The following is a 17,697-nucleotide window of genomic DNA, read 5'->3' on the forward strand; positions in this document are numbered from 1 at the left end:
AGGAATCCTTCGATGGCCGGACGTTGATCCAGGAGATCCCATGAAGAAGTCGATGAAGCCCAAGAGCAAACCCGCCGAACCCGCGGGCCACCCGCCCGTGCTGGACATCAGGCCGGAGGGGCCCAAGGTGTCGGCTCCCATGCCGGAGCGTCACAAGCCGTCCGGCCGCCGGGGCCACAAGGGCGGACGATGAGCGCTCTCAACCGCTGAAGCGGTAGCGCAGCTTGCTCAGGCGGCCGTGCCAGTAGGTCCGGCGCCCGTCCAGCAGCAGCCAGGCCTTCTCGCCGGCCAGCGGCACGCGCATGCCGTCGCGTATTGCCCAGTCCTTCCAGCGCCCCTCCCAGCGCGTCATCACCAGGGCCCGCCCCACCCTGCGCCCCCGCGCTTCGGACCGCACGGCCTCCACCAGGCCTGCATCGCCGAAGCTGAAGCGCAACGTCACCGACACCGTGCCATCCGTCAGCGTGGCATCGGCGCGCCGCGCATCCACCGCCACCCACCGCACGCCCTGGCTGGGCAGCAGCGCCGTGGGGTACCAGGGCGCCTCGGCCAGGAAATGCATCAGCTCCGCGCGCGCCAGCTCGCCATCGCCTTGCCGGCGGGCCATGTCGATGAAATCCAGCAGCACCGCATGCAACAGGCCCGCACCGGCGAGGTAGCCGTCGTGCAGGCGCACGCTCAGCCCCGCGAACACACCCACGCGGGCATTCCACAGGAAGCCCGGCCCGCGTGTCGCGACGTGCTGCTCCGCAGTGAAGGGCTGGGAGCGCCCGCTCGCGGGCGACAGGCTGAGGAAGCCGCTCTGCGTCAGATGCACGCGGCTCACCATGGGCTGACCGGCGGTCAACGCAGCGCGCAGATAGCGCTGGACGGGCGCCGGCAGGTCGTTCAGCTCGGCCGGGTCGAAATGCGTCACGCCTGCTGGCCCGGGTTCGGCGCCGAGCTTGGCTGTCAACGCGCTGGACCGTGCACACCAGAGTCGGTGGCCGCGCGCGCGCAGCAAGGTGATCGCGGCCGCCAGGACCGCCACAAGAAGCAAAGCAGCGAGCAGCCAGGGCATGCGGGTGGCCGGTTTCATAGAGTGAGAGGTCGCGCAGGCTCGCCGGCGCACGGGCCGCTGTCTGTGCGTTGGCGAACACAGCCACCGCACAGACCTCGATGGGATTCAGATGCAGCATTGGCGCGATCCGTCTACGAAAGATGCCATGACCTCCGCCACGAGCACCGCCACCGCCTCAGTCAATCCGGGCTTCGCTGCGGCCAGCCCCGGTGCAGCCCCTGCGCCCGCACCGCTGGAGAACCTGATGGACACCTTGCACAGGACCGGACACTTCAAGCATCTGATCGCTGCCATCAAGGCCACCGGCCTGACCAGCCCCTTCCATGCATCGGGTCCTCATACCGTGTTTGCACCCAACGACTACGCCTTCGGCAAGCTGGCCAAGGAAGTGCTGGCCGACCTGTTCAGGCCCGAAAGCAAGGCCCGGCTGACCGCCATCCTGAGGCTGCATCTCGTCCCCCGCCGCGTGCAGGCGAGCGCCTGCGGCGACGCGCCCGCGCCGATGAAGTCGCTGCAGGGCGACGAACTCGCCATGAACACGGCGCAGGGGCTGAGGGTGAATGACGCCCGCATCGTCGAGCGCGATCTGGAGGCGTCCAACGGCGTGATCCATGTGATCGATACGGTGCTGATGCCCGCCGCGGGCTGAGTGCCGCCGCAAAGTCAGTGCGCCACACCACCCAGGGCGGCGTCCGGCGCGAACTTCATGCTCAGGCGGTAGCTCATGCAGTCCTGCCCATAGCAGGCGCAGGCGGCGCTTTCCAGGCCGGCGCGGTCGCTGACCGTGATCCAGCCCCGGTGGTAGCGGATCAAGCCGGCTGCCTGCAGACGGCCAGCCGCCACGGTGACGCCGACTCGGCGCGCGCCCAGCAGGTGGGCCATGCCTTCGTGCGTGGCCGCGAAACCGTCGTCCCGGGACCGGTCTTGCCCCATCAGCAACCAACGCGCCAAGCGCGCCTGCAGCGCATGGGAGTGCAGGCAGGCGGACGCCGTCGCTGACTGCCGCAATTGCACCTGCAGATAGCACATCAGCAGCCGACGCAGACCCGGGCTGACGGGCAGCTCGTGGCGCAGGACCGCGGCGGGCATGCCCCAGGCCTGGCCGTCCTGCTGCACCAGCACCGTCACCGGGCTGGCGGCCACACCCAGCAACAGTTGAGCGCCCAGCACACCTTCGCTGCCCACCATTCCAACCTGCAACAAGCGATGGCCGTCCAGCGGCGTGACCAGGGACAGGCAGCCTTGCACCGGGAACAGCAGCGACTGCACCGGCATGTCCTGGACGGCCAACTGCTGGCCGCCGCGCAAAGCTACCTGGATGCTCAGCTTCAGCAGCCGTTTTTGTTCGGCGGCGGGCAGGTGGTCGAGCAACAGGTTGGTGGCCATGCGCGAGTCTGGGCACGGCACGCCGGCGGCGCTGTGCGCCAACGCACGCTGGCTAATGAACCGGCAGCGGTCGGTTCAGCAACCGGTCGTACTCATCCTTGACGACGCCATAGCATTCGCAGCTGCGCTTCTCAAGGCCTGCGCGGTCGACCACCGTGATGCGCCCGCGGGCATATTCGATCAGCCCGAGCTTCTGCAGCTTCAGCGCCGCCTCGGTGACGCCTTCGCGGCGCACGCCCAGCATGTTGGCGATCAGCTCCTGCGTCATCACCAGTTCGTCGCCCGCGATGCGGTCCAGGCTCAGCAGCAGCCAGCGGCACAGTTGCTGCTCCAGCAGGTGGTGGCGGTTGCAGACGGCCGTCTGCGCCATCTGCGTCAGCAGCGCCTGGGTGTAGCGCAGCAGCAGGTGCATGCCCACGCCATAGCGGTTGAACTCGGTCTTGATGGTCGCGGCACTGAGCCGGAAGCAGCCACCCGCACTTTGCACGACGGCGCGGCTGGGCGTGGTTTCACCGCCCATGAAGAGCGACACGCCGACGACGCCCTCGTAGCCCACCACCGCGATCTCGGCCGAGCCGCCGTCCTCCAGTACATAGAGCAGCGACACGATGGCCGTGGTGGGGAAATACACATGGCTTTGCGGCCGGCCGGACTCGTACAGCACCTGGCCGAGTTCCAGCGGCACGCACTCGAGCTGGCCGGACCAGCGTGCCCATTCCTCTGCGGGCAGGGCCGCCAGCAGCCGATTGCTGCGCGGTGAGAGGGCGTCTGGCGGTGCGGGCATCGATCCCTTGTGCTGGTTGAGGAAAAACCCTGACTCTAGCCAGAGCCAGCCAGTCCGTGTGTTCGCTGGCGCACATAAGCCGCCCGGCCAGAACCGCTTGTCACTGTGTCAGCGCCAGCAGAACATCGGCATACCAGGCCAGGTTGAGCCGCTGCAGACGCGTCTGCAGCGGCGTCGCGCGTCTTCATGTCCATGCGCGACGCGTGCACGCCCAGCAGCTGCCAGGGGCGGCTGGGGGCGCCCTCGGGATTGTGGCGCACCACCGGTGCGCCACTGCTGCCGCGATGCAAAGTCTGTGCGCTATCGAACCGACACGGCGGCGCAAGGCGGTCAAGCTGGTGATGCAAAGGACCCACCATGAAGCCCTCTTTGATGAACGGCTCGCCGGCGCGCGCGCGCAACAGGGGCCGGCTCGTCGCGGCCTGCCTGTTCACCGCGCTCTGCGCTGCCCCTGTCCACGCGGAACTGATCAGCCTTGCCGACCTGCACGCAGGCTTTGCACGCGCCGCCACCGAACTCGTTGCCGACAGGGCGGCCTGCGATCAGCGTGTCGGCAACCCACGCGACGTCTGCCGCGAGCAGGCGCTCGCCAAGGAAAGGGTGACCCGTGCAGAGCTCGTGGTTGCCAGCACCGGCACCCAGAAGTCGCAGGACTACCTGGCTGCCGTCAAGCTGGATACCGCCTACGACGTCGCTCGCACGCAATGCAACGACAAGACTGGCGATGCCAAGCGCGCCTGCACCAAGCAAGCCCAGGCCATGCGCACCAAAGGCCAGGCCGACCTGAAGGGGAACCCGCACGTGACCGGCGCCCCGGTTGGCGAACGCCGCCTGACCGATGCAGCCGCACAGAAATGCAGCGCGTTGGCCGCCGACGCACGCGCCGACTGCATGGCCACTGCCAAGCCTCTCAAAGGAGGCAAGACCTGAACCGCATGATTCGCATCGAACTTGAAATTCAGCTGAAGTACGAGGTCAGCGAGCACGGTGCTGACTTCATCTTCAACATCCACCCGGCCTATACGCCCTGCCAAAAGGTCTTCGCCGAGAGCCTGCAAGTGAGCCAGGACGTCGATTGGCGAATTCAAACCGATCCCAGCACGGGCAACCGCCACCTGCGCCTGCAGGCGGCCCCCGGGGACCTTGAGATTCGCTATGAGGCCACCGTGGACCTGGCACATCGCCGCGATCACCCGGCGGATCTGCCTGAAGTCGCGGTCCACCAGTTGCCGCTCGACGTGCTGCAGTACATCTATCCGAGCCGCTACTGTCAGTCCGATCGCCTGATCAAGCTCGCGACGGCCGAGTTCGGCGAGCTTGCGCCAGGACACAGCCGCGTCCAGGCCATCTCGGAGTGGATACAGAGCCGGGTGTCATTCGCTTCGAACACGTCGACCTCGACCACGTCGGCGGTCGACACCTTGATCGAACGCACCGGTGTCTGTCGAGACTTCACTCACCTCATGGTCGCGCTGTGCCGAGCGCTGAACATCCCTGCACGGTTTGCAACCGGCACGGACTACGGTGCCGACCCGGTGCTGGGCCCTCCCGATTTCCATGCCTATGCCGAGGTGTACCTCGGTGGCCGCTGGTACATCTTTGACCCTTCAGGCACCGCGATCCCGATGGGCTTTGTGCGCTTCGGTACCGGCCGCGACGCAGCCGACGTCGCTTTCGCCACCATCTTCGGCACCGTCACCTCATGGGCGCCGTGGATCCGCACAACCGCCCACGAAGACCATGCCGCCGGTCGGGTGCTCCCGCATCACACCGACATGGCACTCTCCACTGACGCCAGCGCGGCCGACGACTGAAGAACCGGCTGGGCAGCGCCTGCTTGATCAGGCGGCCGGTCGCCCGCGTCCCGGCATGCAGCCGCGCCGACCAGTTCCTCGTGCCGCCGCATCGCCACGGCCAGCTGGTGGTTGCCGTAGCGGGCCAGGCCGGCATAGGCGTCGGCGCGCGCGTCGGCCGGGTCGCCCTGGCCGAGCTTGAACTGGGCGCGGGTCTCGAGGATGCGGGCGCGAAATGGCACGATGTAGCGGGCCAGTTGCTCCAGCCGCGGTCCCATCTCGGCCGGCCGCCAGGGCTGGGGGTAGGGCGCTTCGACATGGGCGCTCAACAGCTCCAGCGCGCTGAGCAACTGCTCGGGGCTGTCCTCGATCGCCACATCCAGCTCGAACTGCAGGAACTCGTAGTTCCACGTCGGCGCATAGCGGCGGTTGCTCATCCAGCTGCTGGCGATATAGCCCTGGGCGCCGGTGAAGCTGGCCAGCGCGCGCGGCTGGCGCTGCAGCATGGCGAACTGCGGGTTGTGGCGTGACAGATGTCCGATCAGATGCGCTTCGCCGCTGGCGGCGTCGCGCTGCAGGATCAGCGGCAAGGGCGTGGCCAGCATGCGGCCCGCGTCGGCGCTGACCAGGGTGGCCAGCGGGAAGTCGGCCACCAGGCGGTCGACCTCACCCGGGTTGGCGGGCTGGAAGGGCAGCTGTTGATACATCGACATGGCTTGTCTTCGAGTTCTGCTGAGGAGGCCTCAGTCTAGGCACCGGCCGTCGCGCATTCGTGGACGAAATTGCAATCAGGCATTGCAAAATTGCTGGTCATGACAACGCCCACCCACAACGACCTGAACTGGGACGACCTGCGCCTGCTGCAGCTGATCGCCGGCCATGGCGGCCTGGCCAAGGCGGCCGATGCCGGCGGCCTCAGCCATGCAACGCTGTTCCGGCGCCTGCGGGCGCTGGAGCAGCGGCTGGACCTGCGCCTGTTCGAGCGCCTGCGCGGCGGCTATGTGCCGACGCGTGCCGGGGCCGAGCTGGTCGAGCTGTCGCGCCGCGTGGGGCGCGAGCTGCAGGCCGTCACCGAGGGCCTGCGCGGGCGCGAAGCCTGGCCCGGCGGCCTCTTGAGGCTGAGTGCCGCCGACACCTGGATGCAGGAGCTGCTGCCGCCGCTGCTGGCCAGCTACCAGGCCAGCACCCAGGTGCAATTGCAGGTGCGCAGCGGCAACGCGCTGCTGGATGTGCAGCAGGGCGAGACCGACGTGGCCCTGCGCTCCGGCGGCCCGCCGCCCGAGCCCCTGGTCGGGCGCCGCCTGGCCAAGGTCGAGGCCACGGTCTATGCGTCCCGCAAGCTGGGCGGCGTCAGCGCCGAGACCCTGGACCTGCAGCCCTGGGTGGGCGTGGACGAGGACCTGGCCCATCTCGCCTCGGCGCGCTGGCTGGAGGCCCAGGGCCTGGGCCGCCAGGTGGCGGTGCGCACCAACAGCCTGGCCCAGGTGCGCCAGCTCGTGCGCGCCGGCATGGGCCTGGGCGCCTTGCCCTGCTATCTGGGCGATGCCGACCCCACGCTGCGGCGCGTCTTCGAGCCGCCGCGCGAATGGCGCAGCGAGCTGTGGCTGCTGACCCGCGTGGAGCTGCGCCAGGTGCCGCGCGTCAAGCGGCTGTTCGAGCATCTCTACGAGGGCACGCGGGCGCTGCTGCCGCTGATCGAAGGGCGCAGCCCGCAACCCGCCCGGCGCTGACCCGTGCCATGCGTCACGGCCGGGTTTTTGCCCGCATGGGTTTTCCCGCCGTGACGAATCGCCGCGGGAACCAGCCGGTGCGCCAATGGCGGCATGACGGCCCTGACCTCCCGACTGCAACGACTGGTGCTGCTGCGCTCCGGAGAGGGCCGGGCGCTGCTCTGCGCGGCGGCCTATTTCTTCTTCCTGCTGCTCAGCCTCTACCTGCTGCGCCCGGTGCGCGAAGCCATGGGCATTGCGCGCGGCGCCGACTGGCTGCCCTGGCTGATGACGACGACGCTGGTCGCCATGCTCATCGTCAACCCGGTCTACGCGGCCCTGGTGTCGCGCCTGCCGCGCCGGCGCTTCATCCCGCTGGTGGCGCATTTCTTCGCCGCCAATCTGCTGGTGTTCGCGGCCCTCTTCCAGCTGCTGCCGGGGCATGGCGGCACGCTGCTGGGCTATGCCTTCTATGTGTGGCTGAGCGTCTTCAACCTCTTCGTCGTGTCGGTGTTCTGGAGCCTGATGGCCGACGTCTTCACCGAGGACCAGGGCAAGCGCCTGTTCGGCATGATCTCCATGGGCGGCACGCTGGGCGCCGTCGTGGGCGCGGCGGCCACCGAGAGCCTGAGCAGCGGCAGCTGGGGCTTCAAGCTGCCGCCCGCCGGCCTGATGCTGCTGGCGGTGCTGGGCCTGGAGGCGGCCGTGTTCTTCATGCTGCGCCTGGCCGTGCACTTCAAGCTGTCGGCCGGCGAGGGCCAGCAGGCCCGCGAGCCGGGGCCGGACTTCAAGGCCGGCCTGAAGGCCATCGCCGGCTCGCGCTATCTGCAGCTGATCTGCGCCTACATGCTGCTGTTCACCATCGCGTCCACCTTCCTCTACCTGATGCAGGGTGACATCGTGGCCCGCACCTTCACCGGCCCGGCCGAGCGCACGGCGGCCTTCGCCAAGCTGGACTTCTGGACCAATGTGCTGACGCTGACCGTGCAGCTGCTGCTGACCAGCCGGCTGCTGCGCGGCATCGGCGTGTCGGGCGTGCTGCTGGTGCTGCCGCTGCTGACGACGCTGGGCTTCGGCGCGCTGGCGCTGTGGCCGAGCTTCCTGGTGCTGGCGCTGGTGCAGGTGCTGCGCCGCGGCATCCACTACGCCGTGGACCGCCCGGCCCGCGAGATCCTCTACATCCCGCTGGGGCCGGAGGAGCGCTACAAGTCCAAGGCCTTCATCGACACCTTCGTCTTTCGCGGCGGCGACTTCCTCGGCGTCTGGGCGCCGACGGTCTTCAGCGCGCTGCTGATCCCCGTCTCGCTCGCGGCCCTGGGCTGCGCCGGGGCCTGGGTTGCCATCGCCGGCTGGCTGGGCCGCCTGGTGAACCGCCGCCACCGTGAACACACCGCCACCCCGAAGTTCAGCCACAAGGAGACGCTCACATGAAGATCCCCGTTTCACGCCGACAGGTCCTGCAGATGAGCACCGCACTGCTTCCCGGCGCCGCCTTCGCAGCGCCCGCGCCCGCGCCCAGGCGCATCCTCATCCTCGGCGGCACGGGCTTCCTCGGCCCGGCCATCGTCGAGGCCGCGGAGAAGCGCGGCCACACGCTGACGCTCTTCAACCGCGGCCGCACGCGGCCCGGCCTCTTTCCCCACATCGAGAAGCGCCAGGGCGACCGCGATCCGCTGAAGGGCGAGGGCCTGAAGTCGCTGGAAACGGGCGAATGGGATGCCGTCATCGACGACTCCGGCTTCTATCCGCGCATGGTCGGTGCGTCGGCCCAGCTGCTGGCGCCGCGGGTCAAGCACTACATCTACATCTCCAGCATCAGCTGCTACAAGGAACCCAGCCCGGTAGGCGGCGACGAGGACACGCCGCTGGCCGTGCTCGCCGACGCATCAGTCGAGGAGATGGGCAAGAACTTCGAGAACTACGGCGGCCTGAAGGCGGCCTGCGAAGCCGCTGCCGAGGCTGCCGTGCCGGGCCGCGCCACCATCGTCCGCCCTGGCTATATCGTCGGCCCCGACGACCCGAGCGGTCGCTTCACCTACTGGCCGGCCCGCTTCGACAAGGGCGGCGAAGTGGCCGTGCCGGGCGCACCGACCGACCCGCTGCAGCTCATCGACGTGCGCGACCTGGCCGAGTGGCTGGTGCTGCTGGTGGAGAACCGCACCATCGGCAAGTTCAACGCCCTCGGCCCCGACAAGCCGCTGGCCTGGGGCCGTGTCGTCACGGCCTGCCAGAAGGCCACGCCCAATGCCAGCACCGTCACCTGGATCCCCGGCGAGTTCGTCGCCAAGCAGGAGGGCATCGACTTCCCGATCTGGGCGCCCTATGTCGGCGACACCAAGGGCTTCCACACCTGGCAGAACGGCCGCGCGGTGAAGGCCGGCCTGCGCTTCCGGCCCGTGGAGCAGACGGTGACCGACACGCTGGCCTGGTACCAGGGCCAGCTGAAGGAAGAGAAGGGCCGCACCCGCATGGCTTTCACGCCCGAGCAGGAGGCCGAGATGCTGAAGCGCTGGAAGGCGGCCAAGGCCGGTTGAGCGCCTCAAGCGCAAAGGCCCCTGCCACGCATGCGGCAGGGGCCTTTGTCATGGAGGTCGGGTCAGGGCGTGACGCTGAGCTGCAGCGCCTTCAGCGCCTCGTCGATGGGGATGAAGAAGCTGAAGCCCTTGTCGACGCCGCCGCGCGTGATGGCGATGACGCGGCCGTCGACGTCCAGCAGCGGGCCGCCACTGCTGCCGAAGGTCACCGCGGCATCGCTCTGCAGCAGGCGCTTGCCCTGCAGCACGCGGTCGGCGCTGAGCACGCCGCGGGTCATGGAGTTGTTCAGCACGCCGAGCGGCGAGCCGATCGCGAAGACATCCGAGCCCACCTCTGGCGCGGCGCCGTTGCGCAGGGCCAGCGAGTCGCCATCGGTCAGGGCCGTCTTCAGCAGGGCCACGTCGGTCTGCTCGTTGACCTTGATGACCTCGGCCACCGCCTTGTCGCCGTTCTGCAGCTTGATGCGCGCGTACTTGGAACCGCGCACGACATGGGCATTGGTCAGCAGATGGCCGTTCTTGTCGATGAAGAAGCCGCTGCCCGTGCCGGTCGCCGTTTCCAGCGTGACGACGGCGTTGCGCAGCTGGGCCTGGTTCTTCTGTGCGCCGCCGCCGGCGACCGGGCTGCCCTTGAGCGTCAGCGTGCCGGCGCTGGCCTCGGTGCCCGCTGCGGCTGCGGCCGGCGCGGCCGCGGAGGCGGCGGTCGCGACGGCCTCGGCGTCGTTGGCCTTGAGCGCCTCGAGGATGGCCGGCGACGCGAGGAAATTGGACAGCGACGAGGTGACGGCGCGCTTGTGCAGCTCGTCGATGGGGCGCTTCTCCTTGCTGAAGGCCAGGCCCTCGCCGGTGGCCTGGTAGACCACCTTCTGCTTCTTCTCGGAGAACAGCGCCCAGTCGATCTTGTAGTGGACCCAGCCTTCGGCCTTGCCCGCTTCGGAGCACATCTCCTGCTTCAGCTCGGTCAGGATGCCGCCGATGCGGAAGTCCGGCGCGGCGCTGACGTCGGTGTCGAAGGCCGTGGCCTTGCCCTTGCCGGCGAGGGGATAGCCCAGGCGCTTGAGCTCCTGGATGGTGATGGTGGACAGGAATCCGCCGACGGATTTGAGCAGGCTCTCGTTGGCTACCAGGGGCCTGCGGTTGCTGCAGAACCAGCCCAGCGCGTTGCCGCCGATGTCATCGCCCTGCAGGATGGACACCTTGATCCTGTCCACCGACAGCGTGACCTTGAGGTCGGCACCCTGGGCACTGACAGCCTGCTTCAGCTCCACATTGGGCGGCGGCGGCAGTTCGGCCGCGGGGGCGGTGCCGGCGGCCAGGGCCAGTGCCAGGGTCAGGGCGGGTCGCAGTGCGGATGTCATTCTTCCTCCTTGAAACTCGGTCCGTGGGCTGCAGTCCATCGGCCTAGGCTGGGAATGGTAGCGGGCTGTCAGAGCCTGGATTCGTACATGGCCGGGCAGTTGGCCGTGCCGAAGCGGTCCACGGGCATGCGAAAGCGCATGCCCACGCGCAGCTGCTGCCAGCGCTCCGGCGTGAGACGGCAGACCCAGGCGTGGTCCTCGCCGTCACGCAGTTCGACCTCGAAATAGGCTTCGCGCTTGCCCAGGCGCTCGGCGCCGGCCTGGCCGGGCTCGGCCATGCGCAGGGGCGGGCGCGGCCAGTCGGGGCGGTCGCCGGGGCCGCCCTCGGCCTTGGCGATCCAGCTGCGCCGCCAGGCCAGCAGGTTGTAGCGGCAGTGCTCGGCGGGCTCGGCACGTTTGCCGCTCGGGTCGGCCATGGTGCGGCGGCTGATGTCGAAGGCGCCTTCGGGCAGCTCGTCGCACCAGTCGGAGCCGCCCTCGGAGCGCAGGCGCTCGATGGTGATCTCCATGCGCCAGCTGCGCCGGGTCAGCTCCACGGCGACGCCGGACGGTCCGAGGAACTTCCAGCCGAGCGCGATCAGCGTGCCCACCACCATGATGGCGAGGACGACGGCGCGCAGGCGGGGCAGCCGCATCAAGGCTCAGGCCGCGTCGAACTGCGCGGTGATCGCCTCTTCCCACTGGTCCAGTTCGTCCCAGCCGATGTGCAGCCAGTCCATCGCGGCTTGATGGTGGCCGGACCAGTCGGCGTCCTCGGGCAGGCCTTCGTGGCGGCGCATCAGGTGTTCGGCGATGAGGCCGGCGGCGATGAGGGTGTGGATCTCGGGCTCGATGCCGTCATGGCCCAGGGACGTGAAGTCGTGGTGCAGGCGAATGGCGGCCATCAGGGGCGGCGGCAGGTTCCAGACCCGCACGACGAGGGCGCCGACGACGGCATGGTCGGTCTTGTGGTTGGCGTTCTCGGTGGCGATATAGGGCCGGTCGATGCGCGCGCCGGCCTCCACCATGGTGGCCGCATAGCCGCGCACGCTCTGCATCAGCACCGGCATGCCGACATGCAGGAAGAGGCCGAAGCTGTGCGCCAGGTCGGGCGACAGGCCGGGCAGCTGCTGGGCGATGACGGCCATGGCGATGGCGCGCTTGGTGCTGCGTTCCCAGAAGCGCGCCAGCTGCGGCGCGTTGACGGGGACGGCGTGCTGGGCCAGGAAGCCCGTCATGACGGCCACGCTCTCGCGCAGGCCGATGCGCGTCATGGCCTGGCCGACGGTGGTGCAGGGCAGGCCCACGGGCTTGAACAGCGGGCCGTTGGCGATGCGCAGCAGCGTGGCGGCCATGGCCACGTCGCTGGAAGCGATGCGGGAGACCAGATTCAGGTCGGGCTCGGGCTGGCTCATGGCCTGCTGCAGCTGGGCCAGCAATTCGGGGCAGGGCGGGATCTGGATCTGCTGCAGGGGGCCGCGGCGGCGCGACTGGTCGATGTCGTCGCGGATTTGCTGGGTTCTCGCGCCGGGACTGCGGGAGGCGTGGGAAGGTGCCGGGTTCTGCATAGATCAAAAATCTTAGAGGCGCTTTGGGGCGCCTGCCGGCCGGGTACAGTGAATTCAACCGCAGCCTGCCGTCAATCTTGCCCACTTCTTTGCCCCGCGTCGCTTTTGCCTTCCGCCCGCGCCGGTGGTGGCTGGCCGTCCTGGTGCTGGGCCCGGTGCTGGCTTTGGCCGCCTACGACGCTTCCCGGGTGCTGGAAGCCGCCGCCGCGCGCGGCCCCCGCGTCGCCGAGCAGGCCCAGGCCCTGGTGCAGCAGATCGAGCGCAGCGGCACGAACGAGGAATTGCAGCGCCTCAAGGAAATCAACGATTTCTTCAACCGCCGCCTGGCCTTCCGTGACGACGCCGTCACCTGGAACCTGGCGGACTACTGGGCCTCGCCGCTGGAGAGCCTGGAGAAGCGGGCCGGCGATTGCGAGGACTACGCCATCGCCAAATACTTCAGCCTGGCCGCCGCCGGCGTGCCCACGGCCAAGCTGCGCATGGTCTATGTCAGGGCCAGGATGCAGGGCCAGGCGCTGGCGCATATGGTGCTGGCCTACTATGCCCAGCCGGGTGCCGAGCCGCTGATCCTGGACAACCTGCGGCCCGAGGTGCTGCCGGCCTCGCAGCGAACCGACCTGACACCAGTGTTCAGCTTCAATACCGAAGGCCTCTGGCAGGGCGTAGGCCAGGTGACTGCGGGCGATCCGCTGGCGCGGTTGTCGCTGTGGCGCGAATTGGTGGCCAAAGTCAGAGCGGAAGGGTTCTTGTGATGTGGAGTGAACCATGTCGTTGATGCGGCAGATCGCCTGGCTGGTGCTCGGCGTGGTCCTGGCCGCGCTGGTGGGGGCGGTTGGCCTGTCCACGGTCTCGGCGCGCCAGCTGATGCGCACCCAGCTGGAGCTGAAGAACGCCGACAACGCCCAGGCCCTGGCGCTGGCCCTGTCGCAGCAGGGCGGCGACCGCGAGCTGATCAAGCTGCTGGTGTCGGCTCAGTTCGATACCGGCGCCTATGAATTCGTGCGCTGGCGCTCGGCCAATGGCGAGACCTTGTTTGAGCGCGCCGAAGCCCCGCGCCCCGGCCAGGCGCCGGAGTGGTTCCGCGCGCTGCTGCCCATCCAGGCCGCGCCGGGCGTGGCCCAGCTGTCCAGTGGCTGGAACGCCATCGGCGCCGTCGAGCTGAAGAGCCATTCCAGCTATGCCCATGACACGCTGTGGGCGACCTCGCGCCGCCTGCTGGCCTGGCTGCTCGTGGTCGGCATTGCCGCGGCCGTGCTGGCCTGGGCGGGCCTGCGGCGCATCCGCCGTCCGCTGGACGCCGCCGTGGCCCAGGCCGAGGGCGTGCTGGCCGGCAGCTATGGCCAGGTCGTAGAGCCGCGCGTGCCGGAACTGCAGCGCCTGACGCGCGCCATGAACGCGATGGTGCAGCGCGTGCGCGACCTCTTCGAGGCCCAGACCGGCCAGCTGCTGGTGCTGCGCGAGCAGGTCCACCACGACCCGCTGACCGGCGTGTCGACGCGCAAGCATTTCCTGGCCGAACTCGACGCGGCGCTGCGCCGCGACGACGGCCCGGCCGTCGCCGGCCTCGTGCTGGTGCGACTGCGCGACCTGTCCGGGCTGAACTCCCGCCTGGGCCGTGGGGCCGTCGACGACGTGCTGCTGACCCTGGTCACGGCCCTGCAGGCCTATCCGGAGTCGGTGGCCGGCTGCCGCGTCGGCCGGCTCAATGGCGGCGACTTCGCGCTGTGGCTGCCCGCCGAGGGCGTGGCCGCCGAGACGGCCCACGCGCTGGCGGACGCGCTGCGCGCCAGCCTGCCGGCCTTCGGGCCTGGCGTGCAGGTGGCCCTCGGCGCCATCGAGCTGCCGCGCGAGCGGCCCAGCAGCGTCTGGCTGGGCGAGGCTGATGCGGCCCTGGCGCGCGCCGAACACCAGAGCGAGGCGCGCGGCGGCTTCGTCGTCGAGATCGTGGCGGACCCCGGCATCGGCCGCGAGCAGGGCGAGGGCGTGTGGCGGGCGCAGCTGCAACAGGCGGTCAGCCAGCAGCGCGGCCGCCTCATCGAGTTCCCCGTGCGCGACCGCGGTGGCCGCGTGCTGCATCTGGAGTGCCCGCTGCAATTGCAGCTGGATGCCGAATTCGAGTCGGCCACGGCCTGGTTGCCGCTGGCGGTGCGGGCGCGCATGACGGCCCAGGTCGACCTGCTGGCCGTGGGGCTGGCGCTCAAGGCCATCGCGGCCGACGGGCAGCCGCGCTGCATCAATGTGGCGCCGGTGTCACTGGCCGACCCGGCCTTCCTGCCGCAGCTGCGCGAGCTGCTGGCGCAATGGCCGCAGGCATCGCGCTCGGTGCTGCTGGATCTGGCCGAGGCGGCGGCGACCGAGCATTTCGAGCGGCTGCTGGAATTTGGGCGTCAGCTGCGGCCGCTGGGGGTCAAGCTGGGCATCGAGCACGCCGGTGCGGGGTTGGCGCAGGTCGAGAAGCTCTACCAGGCGGGGCTGGACTATGTGAAGCTGGACGCTTCGGTTTTGTTGGGTGTCGCTGGCGAGGCGGGGCGTGCGGCGTTTGTGAGGGGCATGGTGATCATGCTTCGCAGTCTCGCGTTGAAAGTTTATGGCGAGGGTGTCGTCGATGAGATGGATGCCCAGGCGCTGTGGGACTGCGAGCTGGATGGGCTGACGGGGCCGTGGGTGACGGAGAGCTTGCGCTGATGGGTGGGTTCGGTCTGGGTTGCTTTTGCCGAGACCTTCAGAGACTCGCTGCAGTGAGCCGGGAGTCCGCCCCGGCAGGGCGGGTAACTTTTCTCTGACGCGCCAGAGAAAAGTCACCAAAAGAGGAGCGCTAATGCAATCCGCACTCGAGCGGGATCAGGCGCTCGCTTTGCTCGAAGCGGGCCGCACCCCGATGCGAGCCGCTGCGCTCTCGCCTACCACTTGTGCCGAGCGCCATCCATCGCCCCTTCACGTCGCTTAACGCCGGCTGCACGCCGGGCTCATCAAGGAATACCGAACAGCCGCGTCGCCCGAGCGACGCTGCATTTGGCTTTCAACTCGTGAGCACGGCGTGCAGCCGCGCGTTAACAGGTGCGATGCGGCGATGCGCGCTGCCGCTGCCAAGTCAGACGCGAGAGCGCAGCGGTTCGCATCTGCCTGAAGTGACGGTGGGCGTTCTCGCGCGCCGCTGATGGTGGCGTGATGCTCGCGTGCGGTTCAGGGCCTCTTCTTTGGTGACTTTCTTCTGGCCCTGCAGAAGAAAGTTACCCGGCCGCCGGGACGGACTCCCGGCAATGCAGCGATCAGACACGCTCCACGAGAAAGCAACCCACCAGACACGCTCAAATCTTGATCTCCCACCTCAACTGCCACTGCGTATAGCTCGGCCCCCCGCTGTTGCTGGTGATGATCTGCTCATTGGTCGTGATGACGCTGCCCGTGGAGTAGTCCAGCGGCGTCATGTTGCTGGCCGACAGGCGCAGCGACTGCTCGGGCGTGAAGTTCCACAGCGCGAAGGCGTCGGTGACCAGCTTGCGGCTGGTCGTCACCTCGGTCAGCACCGACTGCTGGATGACCGAGGACGGTGTCCAGTTCAGCGAGGCGCCGATGGACAGCGGCACAGAGCGCAGCCGGTAGTCAAAGCCCAGGTTGGCCGTGGCCTTGGGCTGGGCGTCCAGGCGGTTGTTGGGGCCGGGGATGTCCTCGACCTTGGACCGGAAGACGCTGAGGTTGCTGCGGATGCTGATGGGCAGGGCCTCGTCGAAGTATTCGTCCAGGCGGAACTTGGCTTCCAGCTCCAGGCCGGCCGTGCTGGCCTTGCCGATGTTGCGGGGCCGCGAGACCCAGCGCGGCGTGGGGCTCCAGGGCACCGTCTCCAGGTCGGTCACGTTGCGCATCAGGTTGGTGATGCGGCGCGCGAAGAAGTTGGCGCTGAGCAGCCCGCCCTTGCTGAGGTATTTCTCATAGCCGATCTCGAAACCGGTGGCCAGTTCGGGCTTGAGGTCGGGATTGCCGGCGCGGTCGGGCGTGTTGGCCTGGTGAGGAACCTGGGCGTTGATGCTGGGGCGGGCGATCAGGTCCTGGACCTGCGGGCTGCGGTAGCTGCGCGTCAGGCTGGCGCGGATGGACTGCTTGCCGGTCGGGTCGAGCTTGTAGCGGGCGTGCGCCAGCGGCGTGAACACGCTGGAGTTGTTGCTGACTGCATAGTTGGCCGCGCTGCTCTCGGTCTTGATGCCCTCCCAGCGCAGGCCGGCGTAGAAGTCCCACTGCTTGCCGACATTCCATTCATCCTGGGCGTAGGCGGAGAAGCGCGTGGCGGAGGCGTCGAGGTCGTCGCCGAAGTCGCCCAGGCCGACCTGCGGCGCGCCGTTCACCAGCGTGACGCGGTTCTGATGCTGGGTGTTGCCTTCACCCTCGAGGCCGAACACCAGGCTGTGGTCGTTCTCCAGGCTGCGCGACAGCTTGCCGACGAGGTTCCAGTTGCGGCCGCTGCTGTCCGTGCTGTCCTGCTGCGTGCGATTGATGGCGCCGGTCTCCTGGCGCAGGCTGTGGCTGTTGCCCGAGACCCGGCCCGCACCGCCGCGCAGCTCGATCCGGGTGGCGCTGCTCGGGCGGGTCTGCCATTGCGCATTCAGCCGTGCCATCGAGAAGCGGTTGTCGCTCTGCGTGTCGGCGCGGTCGTAGCTGTCGTTGGTGCGCAGGATGCTGGCATTCGTCTCGGACTTGTTCGCGACGATGAAGGGCTGGATGGCCAGGCTGTCGGTGGCGCTCAGCTTGAGCTGGACGCGGCCGGTGAGGTTGATGCCCTGGCGGGTTTCGTCGTTGCGGCCGCGCGAGGTCTGCAGCAGCTCGTTGCCGGTGGCCAGCGTGCGGGTCAGCGTGTCGCTGGTGATGTCGTCGATGCGTTCGCCGCGCATCGCGTTCAGGCTGAGGTTGTAGGCATGGCCGTCGCCGAAGCCGTCGTTGCGGCTCCAGCTGATGCCGGGGCTGAGCTTGCCGCGCTCCGTGCCGAAGCCGGCGCGGAACTCGTTGAGGCGCTTCTTCAGCGCCTCGCGCAGCACGACATTGATGGTGCCGGCCATGGCGCGGGTGCCGTACTCGGCGGTCGGCGCGCGCAGCACCTCGATGCGCTCGACCTGCTCGGGCGGCAGCTGGTCCAGCGAGAAGCCGGGCGGCATGCGCTCGCCGTTGACGAGGATCTGGGTGTAGCCGCCGCCCATGCCGCGCATGCGCACGTCGCCGCCACGGCCCGGGCGGCCGCCGGTGGTCACGCCGGGAAGGCGCTTGAGCACCTCGCCGACGGTGGCATCGCCGAACTTCTCGATCTCCTCGCGGGTGATGACGATCTTGCTGGCGGTGGAGGCGCGGCGGATGGATTCATCGCTGGCCGTGCCGCTGATCTCGACGCGCTTGAGCTGCTCGGAGCGGGCATCGGTCGGCTTGGGCGCAGGGCGAGCCACCGGCGCGGAGGCCGCAGCCTCGGGCGGCTGGGGGCTGGTCTGGGCGAAGGCTGCGGGCAGGCCGCAGGCCAGCAGCGCAGTCACCGCCGTGAGTCGGAAG

At 69.0% G+C, this 17,697-nt stretch carries 17 protein-coding genes; 9 read left to right on the forward strand and 8 right to left on the reverse strand.

The window, feature by feature from the left end:
- Positions 1–40: 40 nt before the first annotated feature.
- Positions 41–193, forward strand: a complete 153-nt coding sequence (locus AC07OY_RS17915) for a hypothetical protein (protein WP_495043963.1) — start codon at positions 41–43, stop codon at positions 191–193.
- A 6-nt stretch (positions 194–199) separates the two neighbouring features.
- On the opposite strand, the gene AC07OY_RS17920 is transcribed toward AC07OY_RS17915, so the two are convergent.
- Positions 200–1,078 carry a DUF6920 family protein gene (locus tag AC07OY_RS17920; RefSeq protein WP_495043964.1) on the reverse strand — a complete coding sequence of 293 codons (879 nt, stop codon included), beginning with the start codon at positions 1,076–1,078 and terminating at the stop codon, positions 200–202.
- 127 nt (positions 1,079–1,205) lie between these two features.
- Between AC07OY_RS17920 and AC07OY_RS17925 the strand changes: the two genes are divergently transcribed.
- Positions 1,206–1,709, forward strand: coding sequence for a fasciclin domain-containing protein (locus AC07OY_RS17925; RefSeq protein WP_495043965.1), 504 nt, complete (start codon positions 1,206–1,208; stop codon positions 1,707–1,709).
- Between the two features lie 14 nt (positions 1,710–1,723).
- Here the strand turns inward: AC07OY_RS17925 and AC07OY_RS17930 are convergent, their stop codons facing one another.
- Complete coding sequence (locus AC07OY_RS17930) at positions 1,724–2,446, reverse strand: Crp/Fnr family transcriptional regulator (RefSeq protein WP_495043966.1); 723 nt, start codon at positions 2,444–2,446, stop codon at positions 1,724–1,726.
- A gap of 52 nt (positions 2,447–2,498) precedes the next feature.
- The gene (locus AC07OY_RS17935; RefSeq protein WP_495043967.1) at positions 2,499–3,230 is read right to left on the reverse strand and encodes a Crp/Fnr family transcriptional regulator; all 732 of its coding nucleotides are present in this window, start codon (positions 3,228–3,230) and stop codon (positions 2,499–2,501) included.
- Between the two features lie 357 nt (positions 3,231–3,587).
- Between AC07OY_RS17935 and AC07OY_RS17940 the strand changes: the two genes are divergently transcribed.
- Positions 3,588–4,160 (forward strand): hypothetical protein, encoded by a 573-nt coding sequence (locus AC07OY_RS17940; RefSeq protein ID WP_495043968.1) that lies wholly within the window; start codon positions 3,588–3,590, stop codon positions 4,158–4,160.
- Positions 4,161–4,165: 5 nt separating this feature from the next.
- Entirely contained in the window at positions 4,166–5,044 is an 879-nt protein-coding gene (locus tag AC07OY_RS17945; protein ID WP_495043969.1) for a transglutaminase-like domain-containing protein, read from the forward strand.
- Here the strand turns inward: AC07OY_RS17945 and AC07OY_RS17950 are convergent.
- Positions 4,996–5,736 (reverse strand): FMN-binding negative transcriptional regulator, encoded by a 741-nt coding sequence (locus tag AC07OY_RS17950; RefSeq protein WP_495043970.1) that lies wholly within the window; start codon positions 5,734–5,736, stop codon positions 4,996–4,998. The two genes, AC07OY_RS17945 and AC07OY_RS17950, sit on opposite strands and share 49 nt — an antisense overlap.
- A 99-nt stretch (positions 5,737–5,835) precedes the next feature.
- Between AC07OY_RS17950 and AC07OY_RS17955 the strand changes: the two genes are divergently transcribed.
- The 3 genes from AC07OY_RS17955 to AC07OY_RS17965 all read left to right on the forward strand — a co-directional run bounded on the left by AC07OY_RS17955 (position 5,836) and on the right by AC07OY_RS17965 (position 9,266).
- Entirely contained in the window at positions 5,836–6,753 is a 918-nt protein-coding gene (locus AC07OY_RS17955; RefSeq protein ID WP_495043971.1) for a LysR family transcriptional regulator, read from the forward strand.
- Between the two features lie 93 nt (positions 6,754–6,846).
- Entirely contained in the window at positions 6,847–8,163 is a 1,317-nt protein-coding gene (locus tag AC07OY_RS17960) for an NTP/NDP exchange transporter (protein ID WP_495043972.1), read from the forward strand.
- A 32-nt stretch (positions 8,164–8,195) separates the two neighbouring features.
- Positions 8,196–9,266 carry an NAD-dependent epimerase/dehydratase family protein gene (locus AC07OY_RS17965; RefSeq protein ID WP_495043973.1) on the forward strand — a complete coding sequence of 357 codons (1,071 nt, stop codon included), beginning with the start codon at positions 8,196–8,198 and terminating at the stop codon, positions 9,264–9,266.
- A gap of 62 nt (positions 9,267–9,328) precedes the next feature.
- Here AC07OY_RS17965 and AC07OY_RS17970 read toward each other — a convergent pair whose 3' ends face one another.
- The 3 genes from AC07OY_RS17970 to AC07OY_RS17980 all read right to left on the reverse strand — a co-directional run bounded on the left by AC07OY_RS17970 (position 9,329) and on the right by AC07OY_RS17980 (position 12,171).
- Positions 9,329–10,624, reverse strand: coding sequence for a S1C family serine protease (locus tag AC07OY_RS17970; RefSeq protein ID WP_495043974.1), 1,296 nt, complete (start codon positions 10,622–10,624; stop codon positions 9,329–9,331).
- Positions 10,625–10,692: 68 nt separating this feature from the next.
- Entirely contained in the window at positions 10,693–11,259 is a 567-nt protein-coding gene (locus AC07OY_RS17975; protein WP_495043975.1) for a hypothetical protein, read from the reverse strand.
- A gap of 6 nt (positions 11,260–11,265) precedes the next feature.
- On the reverse strand, positions 11,266–12,171 hold the full coding sequence (locus AC07OY_RS17980; RefSeq protein WP_495043976.1) for an HDOD domain-containing protein: 906 nt from the start codon (positions 12,169–12,171) through the stop codon (positions 11,266–11,268).
- 89 nt (positions 12,172–12,260) lie between these two features.
- Between AC07OY_RS17980 and AC07OY_RS17985 the strand changes: the two genes are divergently transcribed.
- Complete coding sequence (locus AC07OY_RS17985; protein WP_495043977.1) at positions 12,261–12,923, forward strand: transglutaminase-like cysteine peptidase; 663 nt, start codon at positions 12,261–12,263, stop codon at positions 12,921–12,923.
- A 13-nt stretch (positions 12,924–12,936) separates the two neighbouring features.
- Positions 12,937–14,856: an EAL domain-containing protein gene (locus AC07OY_RS17990; RefSeq protein WP_495043978.1), complete on the forward strand. Its 1,920-nt coding sequence runs from the start codon at positions 12,937–12,939 to the stop codon at positions 14,854–14,856.
- 623 nt (positions 14,857–15,479) lie between these two features.
- On the opposite strand, the gene AC07OY_RS17995 is transcribed toward AC07OY_RS17990, so the two are convergent.
- The gene (locus AC07OY_RS17995) at positions 15,480–17,681 is read right to left on the reverse strand and encodes a TonB-dependent receptor plug domain-containing protein (protein ID WP_495043979.1); all 2,202 of its coding nucleotides are present in this window, start codon (positions 17,679–17,681) and stop codon (positions 15,480–15,482) included.
- Positions 17,682–17,697: the final 16 nt, after the last annotated feature.

Source organism: Roseateles sp. GW821-FHT09H10 (assembly GCF_059415865.1).

Coding starts and splice junctions, on each gene's coding strand:
- AC07OY_RS17970 (WP_495043974.1), bottom strand. CDS start 10,624: ATGACATCCGCACTGCGACCCGCCCTGACCCTGGCACTGGCCCTGGCC.
- AC07OY_RS17955 (WP_495043971.1), top strand. CDS start 5,836: ATGACAACGCCCACCCACAACGACCTGAACTGGGACGACCTGCGCCTG.
- AC07OY_RS17920 (WP_495043964.1), bottom strand. CDS start 1,078: ATGAAACCGGCCACCCGCATGCCCTGGCTGCTCGCTGCTTTGCTTCTT.
- AC07OY_RS17990 (WP_495043978.1), top strand. CDS start 12,937: ATGTCGTTGATGCGGCAGATCGCCTGGCTGGTGCTCGGCGTGGTCCTG.
- AC07OY_RS17930 (WP_495043966.1), bottom strand. CDS start 2,446: ATGGCCACCAACCTGTTGCTCGACCACCTGCCCGCCGCCGAACAAAAA.
- AC07OY_RS17950 (WP_495043970.1), bottom strand. CDS start 5,736: ATGTCGATGTATCAACAGCTGCCCTTCCAGCCCGCCAACCCGGGTGAG.
- AC07OY_RS17915 (WP_495043963.1), top strand. CDS start 41: ATGAAGAAGTCGATGAAGCCCAAGAGCAAACCCGCCGAACCCGCGGGC.
- AC07OY_RS17960 (WP_495043972.1), top strand. CDS start 6,847: ATGACGGCCCTGACCTCCCGACTGCAACGACTGGTGCTGCTGCGCTCC.
- AC07OY_RS17945 (WP_495043969.1), top strand. CDS start 4,166: ATGATTCGCATCGAACTTGAAATTCAGCTGAAGTACGAGGTCAGCGAG.
- AC07OY_RS17925 (WP_495043965.1), top strand. CDS start 1,206: ATGACCTCCGCCACGAGCACCGCCACCGCCTCAGTCAATCCGGGCTTC.
- AC07OY_RS17980 (WP_495043976.1), bottom strand. CDS start 12,171: ATGCAGAACCCGGCACCTTCCCACGCCTCCCGCAGTCCCGGCGCGAGA.
- AC07OY_RS17940 (WP_495043968.1), top strand. CDS start 3,588: ATGAAGCCCTCTTTGATGAACGGCTCGCCGGCGCGCGCGCGCAACAGG.
- AC07OY_RS17935 (WP_495043967.1), bottom strand. CDS start 3,230: ATGCCCGCACCGCCAGACGCCCTCTCACCGCGCAGCAATCGGCTGCTG.
- AC07OY_RS17965 (WP_495043973.1), top strand. CDS start 8,196: ATGAGCACCGCACTGCTTCCCGGCGCCGCCTTCGCAGCGCCCGCGCCC.
- AC07OY_RS17975 (WP_495043975.1), bottom strand. CDS start 11,259: ATGCGGCTGCCCCGCCTGCGCGCCGTCGTCCTCGCCATCATGGTGGTG.